Source organism: Micrococcus sp. 63XJN7_6_ISO-PGPR-S23-444 (assembly GCF_058072765.1).
This window is the reverse complement of sequence record NZ_CM176516.1, coordinates 108,007-125,471: the sequence shown is the minus strand read 5'-3', so window position 1 is coordinate 125,471 and position 17,465 is coordinate 108,007. Positions and strand designations below refer to the sequence as shown.

Annotated in this window: 15 protein-coding genes, 1 tRNA gene and 1 pseudogene; 7 read left to right on the top strand and 10 right to left on the bottom strand. The window is 70.5% G+C overall.

Annotation, left to right across the window (positions count from 1 at the left end; translation table 11 throughout):
• Positions 1–6 precede the first annotated feature (6 nt).
• Both AC3RJ9_RS00585 and AC3RJ9_RS00580 read right to left on the bottom strand, forming a co-directional pair.
• Positions 7–1,689: an ABC transporter substrate-binding protein gene (locus AC3RJ9_RS00585; RefSeq protein WP_123244176.1), complete on the bottom strand. Its 1,683-nt coding sequence runs from the start codon at positions 1,687–1,689 to the stop codon at positions 7–9.
• A 154-nt stretch (positions 1,690–1,843) separates the two neighbouring features.
• Complete coding sequence (locus tag AC3RJ9_RS00580; RefSeq protein ID WP_123244177.1) at positions 1,844–2,767, bottom strand: glycerophosphodiester phosphodiesterase; 924 nt, start codon at positions 2,765–2,767, stop codon at positions 1,844–1,846.
• A gap of 100 nt (positions 2,768–2,867) precedes the next feature.
• On the opposite strand from AC3RJ9_RS00580, the gene AC3RJ9_RS00575 reads away from it, so the two are divergent.
• Entirely contained in the window at positions 2,868–4,145 is a 1,278-nt protein-coding gene (locus AC3RJ9_RS00575) for a DUF445 domain-containing protein (RefSeq protein WP_061867608.1), read from the top strand.
• Between the two features lie 106 nt (positions 4,146–4,251).
• Here AC3RJ9_RS00575 and AC3RJ9_RS00570 read toward each other — a convergent pair whose 3' ends face one another.
• From AC3RJ9_RS00570 to AC3RJ9_RS00560, 3 genes are all read right to left on the bottom strand, one after another.
• Positions 4,252–5,133, bottom strand: coding sequence for a hypothetical protein (locus AC3RJ9_RS00570; protein ID WP_206495672.1), 882 nt, complete (start codon positions 5,131–5,133; stop codon positions 4,252–4,254).
• A gap of 33 nt (positions 5,134–5,166) precedes the next feature.
• Positions 5,167–5,892, bottom strand: coding sequence for an alpha/beta hydrolase (locus tag AC3RJ9_RS00565; protein WP_036383543.1), 726 nt, complete (start codon positions 5,890–5,892; stop codon positions 5,167–5,169).
• Between the two features lie 263 nt (positions 5,893–6,155).
• Positions 6,156–6,593, bottom strand: coding sequence for a hypothetical protein (locus AC3RJ9_RS00560; RefSeq protein ID WP_036383545.1), 438 nt, complete (start codon positions 6,591–6,593; stop codon positions 6,156–6,158).
• A 169-nt stretch (positions 6,594–6,762) separates the two neighbouring features.
• Between AC3RJ9_RS00560 and AC3RJ9_RS00555 the strand changes: the two genes are divergently transcribed.
• On the top strand, positions 6,763–7,773 hold the full coding sequence (locus tag AC3RJ9_RS00555) for an HNH endonuclease (RefSeq protein WP_199727627.1): 1,011 nt from the start codon (positions 6,763–6,765) through the stop codon (positions 7,771–7,773).
• Positions 7,774–7,866: 93 nt separating this feature from the next.
• Positions 7,867–8,419, top strand: a pseudogene (locus AC3RJ9_RS00550) (IS5/IS1182 family transposase); the annotation flags it as partial.
• A gap of 519 nt (positions 8,420–8,938) precedes the next feature.
• Here AC3RJ9_RS00550 and AC3RJ9_RS00545 read toward each other — a convergent pair.
• Positions 8,939–9,011 (bottom strand) — tRNA-Lys (locus AC3RJ9_RS00545).
• 158 nt (positions 9,012–9,169) lie between these two features.
• On the opposite strand from AC3RJ9_RS00545, the gene AC3RJ9_RS00540 reads away from it, so the two are divergent.
• The 3 genes from AC3RJ9_RS00540 to AC3RJ9_RS00530 all read left to right on the top strand — a co-directional run bounded on the left by AC3RJ9_RS00540 (position 9,170) and on the right by AC3RJ9_RS00530 (position 11,651).
• Positions 9,170–9,844, top strand: coding sequence for a hypothetical protein (locus tag AC3RJ9_RS00540; protein WP_002856103.1), 675 nt, complete (start codon positions 9,170–9,172; stop codon positions 9,842–9,844).
• Between the two features lie 139 nt (positions 9,845–9,983).
• On the top strand, positions 9,984–10,610 hold the full coding sequence (locus AC3RJ9_RS00535) for a hypothetical protein (RefSeq protein WP_036314859.1): 627 nt from the start codon (positions 9,984–9,986) through the stop codon (positions 10,608–10,610).
• A 15-nt stretch (positions 10,611–10,625) separates the two neighbouring features.
• The gene (locus AC3RJ9_RS00530) at positions 10,626–11,651 is read left to right on the top strand and encodes an inorganic phosphate transporter (protein WP_206495673.1); all 1,026 of its coding nucleotides are present in this window, start codon (positions 10,626–10,628) and stop codon (positions 11,649–11,651) included.
• 92 nt (positions 11,652–11,743) lie between these two features.
• Here AC3RJ9_RS00530 and pstB read toward each other — a convergent pair whose 3' ends face one another.
• The 4 genes from pstB to pstS all read right to left on the bottom strand — a co-directional run bounded on the left by pstB (position 11,744) and on the right by pstS (position 15,995).
• The gene (pstB, locus tag AC3RJ9_RS00525; protein WP_036384205.1) at positions 11,744–12,523 is read right to left on the bottom strand and encodes a phosphate ABC transporter ATP-binding protein PstB; all 780 of its coding nucleotides are present in this window, start codon (positions 12,521–12,523) and stop codon (positions 11,744–11,746) included.
• Between the two features lie 85 nt (positions 12,524–12,608).
• Positions 12,609–13,790: a phosphate ABC transporter permease PstA gene (gene pstA / locus AC3RJ9_RS00520; RefSeq protein ID WP_206495674.1), complete on the bottom strand. Its 1,182-nt coding sequence runs from the start codon at positions 13,788–13,790 to the stop codon at positions 12,609–12,611.
• A gap of 1 nt (position 13,791) precedes the next feature.
• Positions 13,792–14,748: a phosphate ABC transporter permease subunit PstC gene (gene pstC, locus AC3RJ9_RS00515; protein WP_044658633.1), complete on the bottom strand. Its 957-nt coding sequence runs from the start codon at positions 14,746–14,748 to the stop codon at positions 13,792–13,794.
• A 134-nt stretch (positions 14,749–14,882) separates the two neighbouring features.
• Positions 14,883–15,995 carry a phosphate ABC transporter substrate-binding protein PstS gene (gene pstS / locus AC3RJ9_RS00510; RefSeq protein ID WP_206495675.1) on the bottom strand — a complete coding sequence of 371 codons (1,113 nt, stop codon included), beginning with the start codon at positions 15,993–15,995 and terminating at the stop codon, positions 14,883–14,885.
• Positions 15,996–16,221: 226 nt separating this feature from the next.
• Between pstS and AC3RJ9_RS00505 the strand changes: the two genes are divergently transcribed.
• A complete protein-coding gene (locus AC3RJ9_RS00505; RefSeq protein ID WP_206495676.1) occupies positions 16,222–17,391 on the top strand; it encodes an FUSC family protein in 1,170 nt (389 codons plus the stop codon).
• Positions 17,392–17,465: the final 74 nt, after the last annotated feature.

Sequence of the window (17,465 nt, the reverse complement as noted above, 5' to 3'; positions counted from 1 at the left end):
CCGGGCTCACTCGGTCAGGTCGATCTCGTTGAAGACCTCGTCGTTGACCGGGCTCGCCGGGTAGGAGGCCACGCGCTTGTCGAAGGCCAGCGACGGGGCCGGGTGGGCGAGCGGGACCGCCGGGACGATCTCGGAGATCTGCTCGTTGATCTCCTGGTACTTCGGCGTCTGCTCCTCGAGCGTCGGGATCTGGCGGGCCTCCTCGAGGGCGGAGAACAGCTCCTCGTCGGTGAAGCCGAACTCGGGCTTCTCCTGGCCGAAGAACACGCCCACGAAGTTGTCCGTGTCGTTGTAGTCACCGGTCCAGCCGAGCAGGTGGATGCCGTGGTCCGAGGTGCCCTGCACCTGGTCGAGGTAGTCCGGGCTCCACTTGGCCGGCTTCGCGTTCACCGTGATGCCCACCTCGGCCAGCTGGCTCGAGAGGTTGGAGAACGCCTGCTCGGGGGTCGGCATGTACGGGCGCGAGACGCCGGTGGGGTAGTTGAAGTCGATCGTGAAGCCGTCCGGGTAGCCGGCCTCGGCGAGCAGCGCCTTGGCCTTGGCGGGGTCGTGCTCGTACGTGGTGACGTCCTCGCTGTACCCGTTCACGGACTTCGGGATGAACTGGGTGGCGGGCTCCGTGCCCTCGGGGAGGGTCTGCGCGATGAGGGCGTCCTTGTCGATCGCGTGGGCGATCGCCTGGCGCACCCTGACGTCCTGGAGCTCCTCCTTCTCCTGGTTCAGGCCCAGGTAGAGGATGGTGAACGGGTCGCGGGCCACCACGTTGAAGCCGGCCTCGGACAGGGCCGCGGTGTCCGCGGGGGCCACGAGGTCGTAGCCGTCGATGTCCCCGGCCTCGAGCGCCTGACGGCGGGCCACCGGGTCGTCGATCACGCGGAAGGTGATGTCCGTGACCTCGCCGCCCTCGCCCCAGTAGTCCTCGTTGGCGGTGAGCTTGACGTCCTCGCCCACGCTCCAGGACTCGAACTTGTAGGGGCCGGTGCCGGTGGGGTGTGCCCGGGCGTACTCGGACATCTGGGGCGACTCGGCGGTGCCGCCGACCTCGTCCGCCTTGTACTCCTCGAGCGCCTTCGGCGACTGCATGGCGAAGGCCGGCAGGGACAGGGAGGAGATGAAGCCCGCGAACGGCTGCGCCAGCGTGATCTTCACCTCGTGCTCGCCGGTGGCCTCGCACTCCTTGTAGACGGCGTCCTCGGGCTTGTCCGCGAAGCCGCGGAACAGCTTGCCGTAGTAGTACGAGAGGGTCTCCGACTGCTGGATGCCCGTGAAGTTGTACCAGCGGTCGAAGTTGGCGCACACGGCCTCCCCGTTGAACGGCTCGCCGTCGTGGAAGGTCACGCCCTCCTTCAGCTGGAACGTGTGGGTCAGGCCGTCCTCCGAGGACTCCCAGGACTCGGCCAGCAGCGGCGCGGGGTCCGCGGTGCCCGGCTTCGTGCCCACGAGGCCCTCGAAGATCTGACGGGAGACCCGGAAGGTCTCGCCGTCGGAGGCGAAGGCCGGGTCCAGGGTCTTCGGGTCGGAGGAGGCGGCGAAGAGGAACGAGCCGTCCACTTGGGCGGCGTCGCCCCCGCCCGAGCCGCCGGAGCCGCCGCCGTCGCGCTGGCTCTGGGCGCAGCCGGTGACGAGCAGGGCGCCGGCCGCGGTGAGCGCGGCGGCGGACAGGAGTCGGTGACGCAGACGGGTGGCCATGGGGGCTCCTCCGGGAGAGGTCTCAGCCGAGACGCGGGTGCGAGGGGACCGCGCCGTCGGGTGTGACCTCGGGCACGCTCCTGGACGTGACTATAGCCACAAGCGCGGGCAGGAACGCAACGCAGGCCGCGTCTGCGCGTGCGGCACGGCGCCCTCAGGCCCCGGTGGGCACCCGCTCCCGACGCGCGGCGGCCCGCTCGCGGACCCAGCGCAGCACGTCCTCCGGACGGTTGGTGGTGAGCTCCTGCACCCCCTGGGCGAGGAGGAAATCGGCGTCCTCGCGCTCGTCGACGGTCCACACCCGCAGCCGCCGCCCCGCCGCCAGCCACGCCTTCACGTCCGCCAGGTGCTCCCGCACGTAGGCCACGGAGGGCCCCGCCAGCCCGGCCCGGCCGCGCCAGACGAGCGCCTCGGACCCCGCCAGCGACTGACGCGCCGCCGCACGCACCGCCGCCCGGCTCAGCGGCCCCCGCGCGAGCCGGGTCGGCAGCTCCGTCGGCATGAGGTCCATCAGGGGGCAGAGGGGGTCCGTGCCGGCCAGCGGAGCCACGTGGCGCAGCGCGTCCGGGTGGAAGCTCATGAGGGACACCTGCACCTGACCCACCCGGCCGGTCTCCGGGTCCCAGCCGGCCCGCAGCAGCTCCCGCAGCACCCGCTCCTCGAGCTCATGCCCGAACGGGGAGGGGTGCTTGAGCTCCACGGCCAGTCGCAGCGGCCGGTCCGCGGCCGTCGCGACCTCCAGGAGGTCGGCCAGGGTGAGCACCTGCTCCCCCGCGCCGCCGTACACGGCGGGCGGCGCCGTCGTCGTGGCGGGCTCGGCCCCCGGGCGCCGGGCGTGCCACGAGAGGACGTCGAGGGCGCGCAGACGATCCAGCGTGTGGTCCGCGACGGCGCCGCGCCCGTCCGAGGTGCGGTCCACGGTGGGGTCGTGCCAGCAGACGACCTCACGGTCCCGCGTGAGCTGGACGTCGCATTCGAGACCGTCCGCGCCCACGGCGAGGGCGTGGAGCATGGCGGCGCGGGTGTGCTCGGGGAAGGCGGCGGAGGCACCGCGGTGGGCGATCACGAGGGCGGGCACGCCGCCAGGCTAGGGAGCGCGAGTGCCGGCCACGTCACCGCAGGGTGCCCGGCTGGTTAACTGGTGGGGACCATTCGGTGCACGCGATCAGGAGCCTCCCGTGTCCTTCTCCCCCGACCCCGCCCAGCAGCTGCTCAGCGCCGGCGCCCTCGAACGCGCGGCGGGCCTGCGGCGCATGAAGGCCGTCGCCCTGGGGCTGCTCATCCTGCTGGCCGTGGTGTTCGTGGTCGCGTTCCCGTTGCAGGACACCCACCCGGTGTGGGGCTACGTGCGCGCCGCCGCGGAGGGCGGCATGGTCGGCGCGCTGGCGGACTGGTTCGCGGTCACGGCGCTGTTCCGCCACCCGATGGGTGTGCCCGTGCCGCACACCGCCCTGATCCCGCGGAAGAAGGACCAGCTCGGCGCCGCGCTGACCGAGTTCGTGCAGGAGAACTTCCTGGACTCGGAGGTCGCCCACGAGAAGGTCGACGGACTGAAGGTGGCCGAGGCCGCCGGCGGCTGGCTGCGACGTGAGGAGAACGCGGCCCGCACCGCCCGGGAGATCGCCACGGCGGCCCGGGGCGCCATGGCCGCGGCCGACGACGACGCCGTCCAGGAGCTGCTGCGCCAGCTGATGGAACGCCACATGGTGGCCCCGGACTGGTCCCCCACGCTCGCGGGCGTGCTGGAGGACGTGGTGGCCGGACGGCACCACGAGCGCGTGGTGGACCTCGTGGTCGCCCACACCGGGGACTGGGTGGCCGCCCACCCCGAGCTGTTCGTCGAGACGGTGCGCCGTCGCTCCCCCGAGTGGAGCCCGGACCTCGTGGACCGCCTCCTCGCCGAGCGACTGCACGCCGAGACCCTCAAGTATCTCGCCGGCATCCGCCGCGACCGGGAGCACGAGGCCCGCCGCGCCGTCGACGACTGGCTCGACCGCCTCGCCGACGAGATGCGGAACGAGCCGGCCACCCGCGCCTCGGTGGAACGGTTCAAGCGGAACCTTTTCGCGGACGAACGGCTGCGCGCGTGGGCCGGGCGGGCCTGGGTCTCCCTGCGGGACTCGCTCCTGGACGCGCTCGAGGACCCGTCCTCCGACCTGCACCGCGCGCTCGTGGCCGCCCTGCGCGACCTCGGCGCCCGCCTGCAGGAGGACCCCGAGCTGCGCGACCGTGTGGACGGCCACGCCCGCCGCGCCGCGGCGTATGCGCTGAGCTCCTACGGCCCGGCGCTCACCGGGGTGATCGAGGAGACGGTCGCCCGCTGGGACGGCGAGCAGACCGCGCGCACCCTCGAGCTGTTCGTGGGCAAGGATCTGCAGTTCATCCGCATCAACGGCTCGGTCGTCGGCGCGCTCGCGGGCCTGGCGATCCACGGGGTGGCGACACTGTTCCTCTGAGACGCGGCCCCTGCCCCGCACTTTCGAACGTGACATGGGGCGAATGGGCGCTTTCGAACGTGAGATAGGGCCTCTCTCACGTTCGAAAGCGCGGGGGGCGGGGCCGTCAGGCGGCGGGCTTGTCCTTCTCGTCCTTGCCGCCGGGCAGGGCGCGACGGATCGCGCCGAAGACGCCGCCGTCGTCCTTGGCGCCCGCCGACTCCCCCTCGGCGCGCCCCTGCGCGGCGCCCTCGCGGATCTCGCCGGGGATCACCATCGGCAGGGGGCCGAAGAGCTCCGCGGCGTTCTCCATCACGGCCTTGCCCATGGCGCGGTTGCCCACGCCGCCGATCACGGCGCCCACGCCGAACGGCACGGCGCGGCCCACGAAGCCGGCGCCCTGCCGCAGGAGCATCTTGCGCATGAACGTCCTCTTGAGGCGATCCACCACGAACGCGCTGATGCCGGTGCCCGATGCGGTGCCCGCGAGCGCGTTGAGGCTGGACTGCGGGTCGTAGGGACGGCCGGCCTTGGCGGCGGCCTCGCGGAGCAGCTCCTTGGCGTCGTCGCCGAGCATGAGGCCCATGACGAGGGCCTGGGCGCGCTGCGGGTCCTGCGTGGTGATGCCGTGCAGCTCGGCGAGGGACTGCGCGTAGAGGGCGGTGGCCTCCATGAAGCCGGCGACCGCGGCACCGGACAGGCCGAGCGCGGCCACGGTGCCGATGCCCGGGACGATCGCGGTGCCGCCCACGGCGGCACCGGCCCCCGTGACGGTGGTCAGGTACTGCTGCCCGAGCCGCTCGGCGAGACGCTCCGGGCTCTCCCCCGGGTGCTTCGCCGCCATGCGCTGGATGTTCTTCAGGACCAGGGGGCGCTGGACCGCCAACACCGTGGAGAGGGCCTTCTCGAAGCCCTCCGTGGGCTCGCCGTTCTCATCGAGTGCCGACTTCAGCCCGAAGTCCTTCACCTTCCCGGACGCGTACCGGCCGATCGTCGAGTTCTTTGCCATGCGCGCCACAGTATCGGCGCGCGACCCCCGCGGTCAGGACCCGGGCGTCGCCGCGCGCAGGGAGTGCTCGAGGAAGATGCGCACGTCACGGACCTCGTCGGGGCCGGTCCCGTGCAGGATCCCGGGGTAGGTGCGCACGGTCAGGCGGGTGTGCTCCTCGGCCCACGCGCGGGTGTGGGCGACGGCGTCCGGATGGATCACGGGATCCTCGGCGTCCCGGCCCCAGAAGAACGGGCGCGGGCCCGGTCCCTCGGCCGGGGAGTCGAGCATGGCCAGCAGCTCGTTGTCGACGGCGAAGCCGCTCAGGCCCACACCGCAGGTGAACGCCTCGGGGCGCAGACGCAGGACCGTCGTCGCCATGGCCATGCCCTGGGAGAAGCCGAGCACCGAGACCGTGCGGAAGCCGGCCGCCACGACCTCCTCGGCGGAGAGCACGTCGAACACGCGGTGGGCGGCGGCGAGCACCTGGGCGAAGTCGGACTGCAGCAGCAGGTCGAGCAGGAACCAGCCGTGCGCGCCGGGGTCGCCCGGGCCTTCGGACGCCGTCTCGTCGATCTCGAAGCCGCCGCGCACCGCCAGGCCGGTGCACCGCTCCGGGAGCATCGGGAAGTGGCGGCGCGCCGCGCGGACCTCGTTGGAGCCGTAGCCGTGGAACACGAGCACCAGGTCCGTGCCCGCGCGCTCCGCCGGCGGGCGCGACCACACCACGCTGTGGCCGGAGCTGATCGTCTCGGTGACTGGTGCGGGCGTGGGGCTCATGGCTCCATCCTAGGGAGGACCCCCGACCGGGCGTCATGCCTGGTCAGGGGCCGCTCTCCGGTGGGCCCTGCGGGGATCGAACCCGCGACCGGCGGAGTCTGGGGTATCAATTCTGGCTTTTTCTGCCTGCTGCTCTCCATCTGAATACCTCCGCTGATTTTGGCCGACCCTACCCATGTTTCCGTCCGAGCCCGTCCCTCGCTTCTGAACGTCTCCGCTGCATAATCACTGGGCCGTTCGCAGGTCTGCGGCAACCTGGGGCTCTACGCGGGGTTGTCCGACCCGATGAACGTCCGGAGAGCCGAGATGTACCGCTCCCGGGCCGCGCGGACGTCGTTCCCGGTGGCCTCCCACGTCCATCCCGCCTCCCACTTGTCCATGAGATCGACGTACTCGCGGGCGGCCGTTGTGACCGGAGCCGGGGCGTAGAGCTCCAGGAGTGCGAGCGTCTTCCGCGCGGGGTCCTCCTCACCGTCCGGAGTGCCATCGTGTGGGAACTCTCCCACGACCTCCAGGTAGCCGTGAACGTACCTCTCCCGCGCGTCGACTATCTGGAGAAGCTCCCCGGCAACCTCCGTTACGCGCTTTTCCTGGTCCCGGCGGGCCTCCAACTTCCGATCTCTTGTGCCGTTGAGGTATGCCACGCCGCCGCCGACGACGGCGCCGAGGAGCGTTCCGACAACGCCGATCCATGCATCCATGCGGACAGTCTGTCTTAGGCATGCTGTCTACCTACTGGCAGTCGCGCCCGTGGTCGCCTGACTTGCGCGGCCACCCACAGCGCCGAACCACGCCACGCCCCCGCCATTGCCACCGCCTCCTCAGACGCCCCATCCCGTAGGATCACAGCGATCAATAAGGGAGGACTCGATGATGAGTGCTGAAGGCCCCAAGCGGCGTGAACTGTTCCGGTGGTGGGAGTGGGCACTTATCGCCCTTGCGGTCATCTCGATCCCGGCAGGGCCCGGGGCACTCATCTTCCTCATGCCAGTACTCCCGCGGATCATCTTGCTCATCAGGAAGCACCGATACTTCAATAGTGAAGAGTTCCAAGAGAAGAAAGCGGAGATTCGGGCCTTCGTGGCAGAACACAACGAACTCAAGGAGTACATCGACGAGATTCGCGCTAGAGGCTCTTTCAGCCTTGGCGAATCGTCGACCGGCCAGCACGCGCACCTTGCCTATAGCGAGAACACGAGCCGCCACAACTACATCCGGGATCGGAACGTGGCGACCCTCGGGGAGCCGAACGTCCACAATTGTTCGCTTCAGGTGGTACGGAAGGCTCAGATGGACCCCATCCGCTACCTGATGAAGTACTTCCACATCAACGCAGAGGAAGATCGACTAGCGGAAGTGGAAGAGATGGGGTCAAGCTTGGCTCAGCTCGAGGAAGCCCTCTCCAACCTCCAGAACAGAGAGGCCTCAATCACTGAAGCCATCGAGCCCCCTTCGTTCATTCAGAAGCACTTCTTGGACGAGTTTATGGAACAGGTCGGGGTGGAGATTTCCCCCATTACGATCCCGTATGAGACATACACCTTTGAGTACGTCAGCGCGGGTGGCAATAGCAGCGAACGAACCAATGTGGTCTTGAACTCCCAAGCCCTCGACGCCCTCATCGATACGATGTCGGCTCGTATCAAGTTTCGGAAATCGGCCGCGGGTCAGCGGGCCCTCATGACGTCCAAGCTCCGCCATCACATTAAGGATCGAGATAACTTCACTTGTCAGAACTGCGGGGTTAGTACTTATGCCGAGCCCCACCTTCTGCTTGAGGTGGACCACATCATCCCGGTCTCTCGAGGTGGCCTGACGACAGAAGAAAACTTGCAAGCGCTGTGCTGGAAGTGCAATCGGTCGAAGTCCAATAAAATCTAAGGGCTCGATGGGCCGTCAACGGGAACCCGCCACTAATGGACGTCTGGCCCTCGAAGCCATCTGATACCGCCAGACCTGCACGTCAGAACCATCACCCGCCACACAGGGGGCGGATCGAACTACAAGAATCTGCGGGGTGGCCCTGCCGATCACGGGATCGTGCCCTCGCATGGCGGGTTGGGCACGAAGAACCATCAGCTCGTCGACGGTGCAGGCATGTCGTTCGCCAGCCCGATCACACCCCAGCCAGGCAAGGAATTGGCCCATCACGGCTCCCCTGCTGAGCAGCCGCGCGCACACCGGCCGGTGGGTCGGCCCCGGACCCGCCCGAACATGGTGCTGGGCGACAAGGCCTACTCCTGCTGGACGATCCGTTCCGATCTGCGGGCCCGCGGCATCACAGCAGTGACCCCGAGCCGTCGAACCAGCAGGGTCACTGCGGACGCCGCGATCCAGGCCGCGAGCGGTCTATTGGCCTCGACGGGGCCGTGTACAAAGGCCGTAACGTCCTAGAGCCTCAGTCCGCGCGCCTGAAGCAGTAACGGGACTAACGACCAGGCATGACAAGTACGTGATCGACTACCGGATCGCGGTGGCCCTGAGCGCTGCACTCGCATGGTCCAAACCATTGTCGGACACGCCCTAGCGCCACAGGGTGCCGCGTCTCCGGGGCGTAGTGCGTCGGGATCATCCGAAGTCGGCTCGCGCTGTCCAGGGCTACACAGTGGCCCCGGCGGCGGACATGTTGCGAGCCGCTGGGAGCGGATGACGGAGCTCGGCGTAGTGTTTCCGTCGGCGACGGGGACCGTGCGGGACCCATCCAACTTCCGGAAGCAGTGGCGCACGGCCATGCGAACCATCGGCTTCGGGTGGTCCATCCGGACACGATGCGGAGGGCGGCCCCGACACGAAACGCAGACATCCGGGGGCTTGTGGCGTCGTCGGCGTCCCTGGGGCGCGCCTCGGAAGCCGTGACGGCAGCGCACTATCAGGCGAAAGCTCCGGAGGCGGCGGACATGAAGGCCGTCCTGGCCGACTTCTTCCGAGATGTGGAGGGGTGACGTCGGATCGAAAATGCTGGGTTTTCGCTGGATAGGCCAGGTCCGCGCGGGCATGACAATGGCCCCTGACTGGGCGTCATGCCTGGTCAGGGGCCGCTTTCCGGTGGGCCCTGCGGGGATCGAACCCGCGACCGGCGGATTAAAAGTCCGATGCTCTGCCAGCTGAGCTAAAGGCCCTCACCCGCGGCCGACGACGACGGCGCGCGGCCGACGACGGCGACCCTCACGGGTGCCCTCCGATGGTAGCCCAGGCGTCCGGGGCACTACCGTGGACGGGGCCGCCGCCTCCGGCGACCACATCCCCACCCCGATGCGCCCTCGAAGGGAGCCCGCCCATGGCACGTCACCGCCTGCCCGCCGGCCGCGGCGCCAGCTCGAGCGCCTCGGGCGTGCTGCGCCCCCACCGGCCCCGCCTCTCGGAACCGCAGGAGCTCACGCACTTCGCCGGCGGCGAAGACCCGCAGGAAGTGGCCGCGGCGGCCTCGCGCCTGGCCCACGCCCTCGTGGCCGGCGGCCGCGCGGAGGAGGACCCGGCCGTCGTCGAGCGGCTGGTCGGGCTGGTCCGCGAGCTCGGTGTCGAGACGCTCGCCGAGCTGTGGGCGGACGCCCCGCCCGTCTCACTCGCCGGCGCCCTGTGGCGTCTGTACGCGCTGCAGGAGGCGACGACCCGCGACGGCGAGCGCTGGGCCGCCTGGTACCGCGCCGGGCACGCCGCCTACGCCTCGCGCGTCGTGGCGGGGGCCGTCGAGCCGCCGGGGCCGGCCGAGCTGCGCCGCCTCACGGACACGATCCTCACGGGCGCCTACCGCTCCGAGATCGACGTCGCGTTCGAGCGCGCCGCGGCCTACGCCCGCGTCGTGGCCCTGGGCCAGGTCGAGCACGCCGAGGGCTCCGAGGCCGCCGCCCCGGACCGCGCCGCCGCCCTCACCCGCCGGGCCGCGCGCCTGGTCAGCACCGCCGACGCCCTGGAGGCGGCGGGTCGAGCGTTTCGGGACGGATCGCTAGACTGATGGGGACGGCGCCGGGCCGCTGGTAACCCCGGGCTCCAACACATAGCCGCTGCGAGCGGCCTTCCGCCGAGAGGCGTTCCCGGTCCGGCGTCGTCGTCGACCCCTTCGCCACCCGTCGACGAGAGAGCGAACGCTGCCCATGTCCCCCCGCATGCCCTGGCTCGTCACGCGCGACACCCCGGCGCTGCGCCACATGGCGGACCTCGCCGAGGCCCTGCACCGGTCCGTGCATCTGGTGGCCCAGGTCGCGGGGACCCGCGGACCCGAGGCGGACCGTGCCGCCCGTGAGCTCGAGGAGCTCGACTCGTCCTCGAGCGCCACCCTCATGGCCTTCCTCACCGCGCTGCGCAGCGCCTACGTGACTCCGCTGCCCCGTCAGGACCTCTACCGGCTGGCCAGCGGCGTGCACGCGACCACCCGGCGCGTCGTGTCGGCGGGCGTGCTGATCCAGCGGGCCGACCTCGAGGAGCTGCCGACGCACGCCCTCGACGTCCTCGAGACCGTGGGGCGGCAGGCCGAGCTGCTCGCCCGCGGCGCCGCCGAGATGCGCGACCTCGACGCCCTGGAGGCCACGTGGATGCAGCTGCTGCGCGCCTCCCGCCGCACGGAGCGGATCATGGTCGAGTGGCTCGCCGACCTCGGCATGGACCTGCTGCAGCGCGACTACAACCGCCAGCGCGAGGTCGCCTGGGCGCTGCACGCGGCGCTCGAGGCCCTCTCCCGCGTGAACATGGACCTGGGCATGGTGCTCGTCCGTGAGTCCTGAGCCGGTGGAGGCGCCGTGACCGCGGGGCTCGCCGTCGTCCTCGTGCTGCTGTGCGCCGTCGGCGCGCTGATGGGGTTCCGTGACGCCCCCAACGCCGCGGCGCTGCCTGTCCGGTACCGGGCGCTGACCCCGCGCGGAGCCCTCCTCCTGACCGGGGCGGTCAACACCGTGGGCGCCCTGCTGGGCATCGGGCTCATCACGCTGAGCGTGCACTACTTCACCTCGCCCGCGGTGCGCAGCGAGGTCGGCCCCCTGGCCGTGGGCGTGTCCTGCGCGGTGACCCTCGTGTGGGGTCTGCTGCTGTGGTGGCGGCGCCTGCCCGGCTCCAGCACGCACGCGCTGATCTCCGCGCTGGCGGGCAGCCACCTCGCCGTGCGCCTGAGCCTGCACATCGACGTCGCCCACACCATCTTCGACCTCGTCCACGCCGAGGTGCTGCTCAGCCTGCTGCTCTCGCCCCTGATCGCGTGGGCGCTCGCCCGCCTGCTCACCGCGCCCGCCATGCGGCTCGCCACCCGCGGCACCACGGTCAACGTCCAGCACCGGGCCCGCGTCGCGTTGGGCATCTCCGCCAGCGCCATGGCCATGGGCCACGGCCTGCAGGCCGGTCAGCGCATGGGGGTGCTGTGGGCCGCCGTGCTGGTGGGGTCCGGGTCCGTCCTGGCGCCGGACGCCCTGACGGCCGAGTTCGTGGGGGGCGCGTTCCTGTTCGCCCTCGCGGTCGGGCTCGGCACGCTGGGCGGCGCCTGGCGGATCGCCTGGACCCTCACCGAGCGTCTCGTGCGCCTCGACCCCCTGCGGGCGTCCGTGGCCGCCGTCATCCCCGCGGGCCTGCTGTTCGTCGGATCCCTGGTGTTCCACCTGCCCCTGTCCTCCACCCACACGGCGACGGCGGCCATCGTGGGCGCCGGCCAGACGCAGACCTACGCGTCCGTGCGCTGGCCCACCGTGCTGCGCGTGGTCGGCTGGTGGCTGCTCACGCCGGTGGCCTGCGCCCTCCTCGGCCTCCTCGGCACGCTGGCCCTCCTCCCGCTGGCCTGAGGCCGCGCCCGACGACGACGCCCGGCCCCGCAGACGCCGCGACCCCGCCCGGCGTGCGGCCGGACGGGGTCGGGGACGGAGCGCGGGGCGGCTCAGCCGAAACGGCCGGAGACGTAGTCCTCGGTCTGCTGGCTCGAGGGGTTGTTGAAGATGACGTTGGTGTCGTCGTACTCGATCAGCTTGCCGGGCTTGCCGACGCCCTGGATGTTGAAGAACGCGGTCTTGTCCGCCACGCGCGCGGCCTGCTGCATGTTGTGCGTGACGATGATGACCGTGTACTCCTCCTTGAGCTCGTTGATCAGGTCCTCGACGGCGAGGGTGGAGATCGGGTCGAGCGCGGAGCAGGGCTCGTCCATGAGGATCACGTCGGGCTGCACCGCGATGGAGCGGGCGATGCACAGACGCTGCTGCTGACCGCCGGAGAGGCCGGAGCCGGGCTTGTCGAGGCGGTCCTTGACCTCGTTCCACAGGTTGGCGCCGCGCAGGGACTTCTCCACGAGCTCGTCCGCACGGGACTTGTTCAGGCGGGTGCCGTTGAGCTTGTAGCCGGCCAGCACGTTGTCCCGGATGGACATCGTGGGGAACGGGTTCGGGCGCTGGAAGACCATGCCGATCTGGGAACGGACGCGGACCGGGTCCACACCGGGCCCGTAGATGTCCTCGCCGTCGAGCAGGAGCTGGCCGTCCACGGTGGCGCCGGGGAGCACCTCGTGCATGCGGTTGATGCTGCGCAGGAAGGTGGTCTTGCCGCAGCCGGAGGGGCCGATGAAGGCAGTGACGGAGCGGGGGGCGATGTCGATGTTGACGCCCTCGACGGCCTTGAACTTGCCGTAGAAGACATCGACGTCGATGGCCTGGATGCGCTTGGACATGAGTGGTTCTGTTCCTTCGTGGAAGTCTCTGGGGGGTGCGACGGGGTCGGGGCCGGCCGCCCGGGGGATTCCGGGCGGCCGGGCCTCACCGGCCCTTCTTGGGGGCGAACGCCTTGGCGATGAACCGTGCCGCCAGGTTGAGCAGCATGACGATGGTGACGAGCAGCAGGGCGGCTGCCCAGGCGCGGGCGGTCGAGGGGTCCGCCGCCGTAGGCGAGGTCGGGGCGACCAGCTGGCGGTAGATGTACACCGGCAGCGCGGTCATCCAGTTGTCGAACGGGTTCCAGTTGATGCTGGTGGCGAAGCCGGCCGTCACGAGGATCGGCGCGGTCTCGCCCGCCACGCGGGCGATGGCCAGGGTGACGCCGGAGGCGATGCCGGAGATCGCGGTGGGCAGGACCACCTTGGCGATGGTCTGCCACTTGCGCACGCCGAGGGCGTAGGCGCCCTCGCGCAGCTCGTTGGGCACCACACGGAGCATCTCCTCCGTGGATCGCACGACCACGGGGATCATGAGCACCGAGAGCGCGATCGCGGCCGTGAGACCCATCTGCACGGACTGCAGTGCGGTGGACTTGCTGCCGGTGACCAGGGTCAGGACCCACGTGATCGCGGCGTAGGCGAAGAGGCCGGCCACGATCGAGGGGATGCCGGTCATGACGTCCACGAAGAACACGATGGCGCGGGAGAACCAGCCGCCGCGGCTGTACTCCACCAGGTAGATGGAGGTGAGCATGCCGATCGGCACGGAGATCAGGGTCGCGATGATCGTGATCACGACGGTGCCGATCAGGGCGTGGCCGAAACCGCCCGCGAGCCCGCCGGCGGGCTTGCCGTCCTCCACCCACACCGAGTCGTCGATGCCGGTGATGCCCTTCATGTCGTACGCCATGATCTGCGGGTTGGCGATCAGGGTCGGCAGACCGGCGGAGAGGACCGACCACAGCACGGAGACCAGCGGCACCAGGGCCACGAGGAACGCCAGCCACACGAGGTTGCGGCACAGGCCGTCTGCGGCGCGGCGCCGGTTCTCCATCACGCGGGTGGCCACGTAGAGCCCCGCGATGTAGAGGATGGCGGCGATGATCACGAAACCGACGACGTTGAAGGCGCCGCTGAGCAGCACGGTCAGGCCGGCGGCGACGATGGCCGCGGCAGCTGCGACGGCCATCCAGGTCCAGCCGGGCTTCTGACCCTCGGTCAGGGAGTGACGCCGCGGCGTCACGCTGTCCTCGGTGGCCCGGGGAGAAGTCGAGACAGTGCTCATGTCAGTTGGCTCCCGAGAATTCCTTGTGCTTGTTCACGATCGCGCGGGCGATCATGTTCACCGCCAGGGTGATGATGAAGAGCATGAGACCGGCAGCGATCAGCTCGTGCAGGCGCATGTTGAACGCCTCGGGGAAGTTGAGCGCGATCTCCGACGGGATCGTCTGGTTCCTGCCGGACTCCACGAGCGACCAGGAGAAGACGCCGCCGGAGAGCACCATGGTGACCGCCATGGTCTCGCCGAGCGCGCGGCCGAGGCCGAGCATGATCGAGGAGACGATGCCGGCCCGGGCGAACGGGAACACGGTCATCTTGATCATCTCCCAGCGCGTGGCGCCGAGGCCGAGCGCGGCCTCCTCGTGGAGCTTCGGGGTCTGGGTGAAGATCTCACGGCAGAGCGCGGTGATGATCGGCAGGACCATCACGGCCAGCACGACGCCCGAGGTCAGCAGGGTACGGCCCGTGGTGGTGGCCGAGCCGCCGAAGAACGGGATGAAGCCCAGGTTCTCGTTGAGCCAGCCGTAGATCGGCACCATCAGCGGAGCGAGCGTCAGCCAGCCCCACACGCCGTAGACCACGGAGGGGATCGCGGCCAGCAGATCGATCACGAAGCCCACCGACTGCGCGATGCGCGGGGGCGCATAGTGCGAGATGAACAGGGCGACACCGATCGCGACCGGGGTGGCGATGAGCAGAGCGATGATCGACACCATCACGGTGCCGGCCATGAGCGGCCACACGTACTGGAAGAAGGAGTCCGCGGACACGAGCTCCGCACCCGGCTGCAGGGCAGGCCATGCCTCCGTCAGGAGGAAGACCGCCACGAAGGCGAGCACGAGCAGGATCAGGACGGCGGCCGCAAGGGCCCCGCCGGAGAGGAGCTTGTCTCCGGCGGCTCCGCGGCGGGGGCCGCGCAGGCTGGACGGCTTCGGTGCCGCCTCGTTGGTGGTTGAGGACACAGTGCCTTCCCTCAGATCGACGTGCGTGGTGATGGACGGGCCGCGACGAACGAGAGCCCTGACGCGGCTTCAGCCGCCGGGCCCGTGGGGCCCGGCGGCCGAAGCGGCGGTGGGTCAGCCGACAAGAAGCGACATCAGCCCTTGACCGAGATGGCCTCGATGCGCTCCATGGCCTTCTTGCGGGTGTCCTCGGAGATCGGGGCGTTGCCCGCGGACTCCTCGGCGGTCTTCTGACCGTCCTCGGACACGACGTACTCGGCGAAGGCCTTGACCTGGTCCACGGTCTCCTGCGACTCGTACTGGTTGCAGTAGATGTGGTAGGAGACCAACACGACGGGGTACACGCCGGACTCGTCGGTGGCGCGGTCGAGCTCGATCGAGCCGTCCTCCTTGGCCTCGGACTTCTCGACGGTCGCGGCCGCGGCCTCGGCGGAGTACTTCACGTACTCCTCGCCGACCTTCACGGACACGGTGCCCAGCTCGCCCACGGCGGAGGCGTCGGCGTAGGTGATGGCGCCCTCGGTCTGGGAGGCCAGGCCCACGACACCCTTGGTGCCCTGGGCGGACTCGGCGGTGATGTCGGACGGCCAGGTCTCGACCTCGTCGTAGGACCAGGCATCGCCGGCGGCCTCGGTGAGGTAGGCGGTGAAGTTCTCGGTGGTGCCCGAGTCGTCGGAACGGTGCACGACGGTGATCGGGGTGTCGGGCAGCTCGACGCCCTCGTTCTGCGCGGCGATGGCCTCGTCGTTCCAGTTCTTGATCTCGCCGGAGAACACCTTGGCGATGGTCTCGGCGTCCATCTTGACCTCATCGACGCCCGGCAGGTTGTAGGCCACGGCGATCGGGGAGATGTAGGCCGGCACGTGGAACGCGCCCTCGTCGCCGCAGTTCTCCTTGGCGGACTCAGCCTCCTCCTCCTTGAGGGCGGCGTCGGAGCCGGCGAAGGAGGTGGCGCCGGCGAGGAACTTCTCACGACCGGCACCGGAGCCGTCCGGGGAGTACTGCACGGTCAGGTTCGGAGCGGTCTCGGTGACGCCCTGGGTCCAGGCGGTCATGGCCGCCTCCTGCGAGGAGGCGCCGGCGCCGACCAGGTTGCCCTGGACCTCGGGGGTGGTGCCCTGCTCGCCGCCGGCGGAGCCGGAGGCATCGGAGCCGCCGTTGCCGCTGTCCGCGGAGGAGCAGGCGGTCAGGGCGATGGCGGCCACGGACAGGAGGGCGGCGGAGCGGCCGAAGCGGAGAGCCTTCACGAAGAGCCTCTTTCAATCGGATGACGACGGTGAGGGCAGAGCGTCCGGCTTGCCCGGTTCTGCACCGCACTCGACCGTACGGTCCAGAGGTGAATCGAGTGCTCGGCCGGGGTGAACAGATGGTGAACTGGGGCGACATTCGCAGGATCTGGCTGTGCGGTGGGTCACAATGCCCGGTTGAGCCCCGTACGGCGAGGGCTCCGCGGCGTCGGACTAGGCTGGCCGCATGACGGACCGCTTCGCCACCGCCACGGGCACGGTGCCGATGGTCGACCCCCAGACCCGCGGGGAGCGCCTCGGCCGCTTCCTGCGTCGGCGCGCCCGTGCGGGTTGGTCCCGCGTCCGCTCCTCCGTGGGCCAGGCCGCCCTCGTCGCGGTCTGCGCGGTGGGCGCCTACTGGTTCGCGGAGGCCGTCCTGGGCCACCAGCAGCCCCTGTTCGCCTCCACCGCCCTGCTGATCGCCCTCGGCTTCCAACGGGAGCCGAAGCTGCGCAAGGTGGCCGAGGTCGCCGTCGGCTGCACCGTGGGCATCCTGATCGGGGACCTGCTCATGGTCGGGCTCGGCCGCGGCCTGTGGCAGGCCTCGGTGGTCCTGTTCGTGTCCGTGATGGTGGCCCGGTTCCTGGACTCCGGCGCCACGTTCACGATGCAGATGTCCCTGCAGTCCGTCCTCGTGGTCCTCCTGCCCATCGGCACGGGAGGGCCGTTCGTCCGCAGCCAGGACGCGATCGTGGGCGGCGTCCTGGCCCTGCTCGTCACGTTCCTCTCACCCCAGGACGTGCGACGCCCCGCGGTGCGTCAGCTGGGTGGGCTCTACAACTCGATCGCCACGGTGCTGCGCGACCTCTCCCGGGCCCTGCGGGAGGACGACTCCCGCACCGCCTGGATGGCGCTCGTGGCCAGCCGCGGCACGCACACCACGCTGGAGGCGCTGCGCAAGGAGCTGCGCGTCACGCATGAGCAGACCCTCTTCAACCCGCTGCACCGCTCCTCGCGCTCCTTCGTGGACGACGCGGTGAACGCGGCGGACCGCTCGGACCTGGCGGTGCGCTCCCTGCGGATCGTGGCCCGGCGGGTGGTCTCGGTCCTGGACGAGGGCGTGTTCGACGACGACGACCGCGAGCGCCTGGCAGCCTGGTTCGACGACGCCGCGGACGCCGTCGAGATCCTGCACCGCTCCCTCGTGGAGCCGCAGGCCGAGGGCCGCCATCGCTCGCTGTCCGTGGCGCGGGACGCCCTGGGGGCGTCCGCGTCCGCGTTGGACCCGCACCAGCTGGGCGGCGGATCCGTGCACGGCGAGGCGCTCGTGATGCTGCTGCGGCCCATGATGGTGGACCTCATCGAGGCCACGGGCGCCGAGCACGACGAGGCGCGGGCCTACCTGCCCCGCGTCTGAGCCCGACGGCGGCGCGCGGCCCCGGCGGTCGACGTCGGGGCCGCCTGCGGGCCGGTTAACGCGTCCGCCCCGGA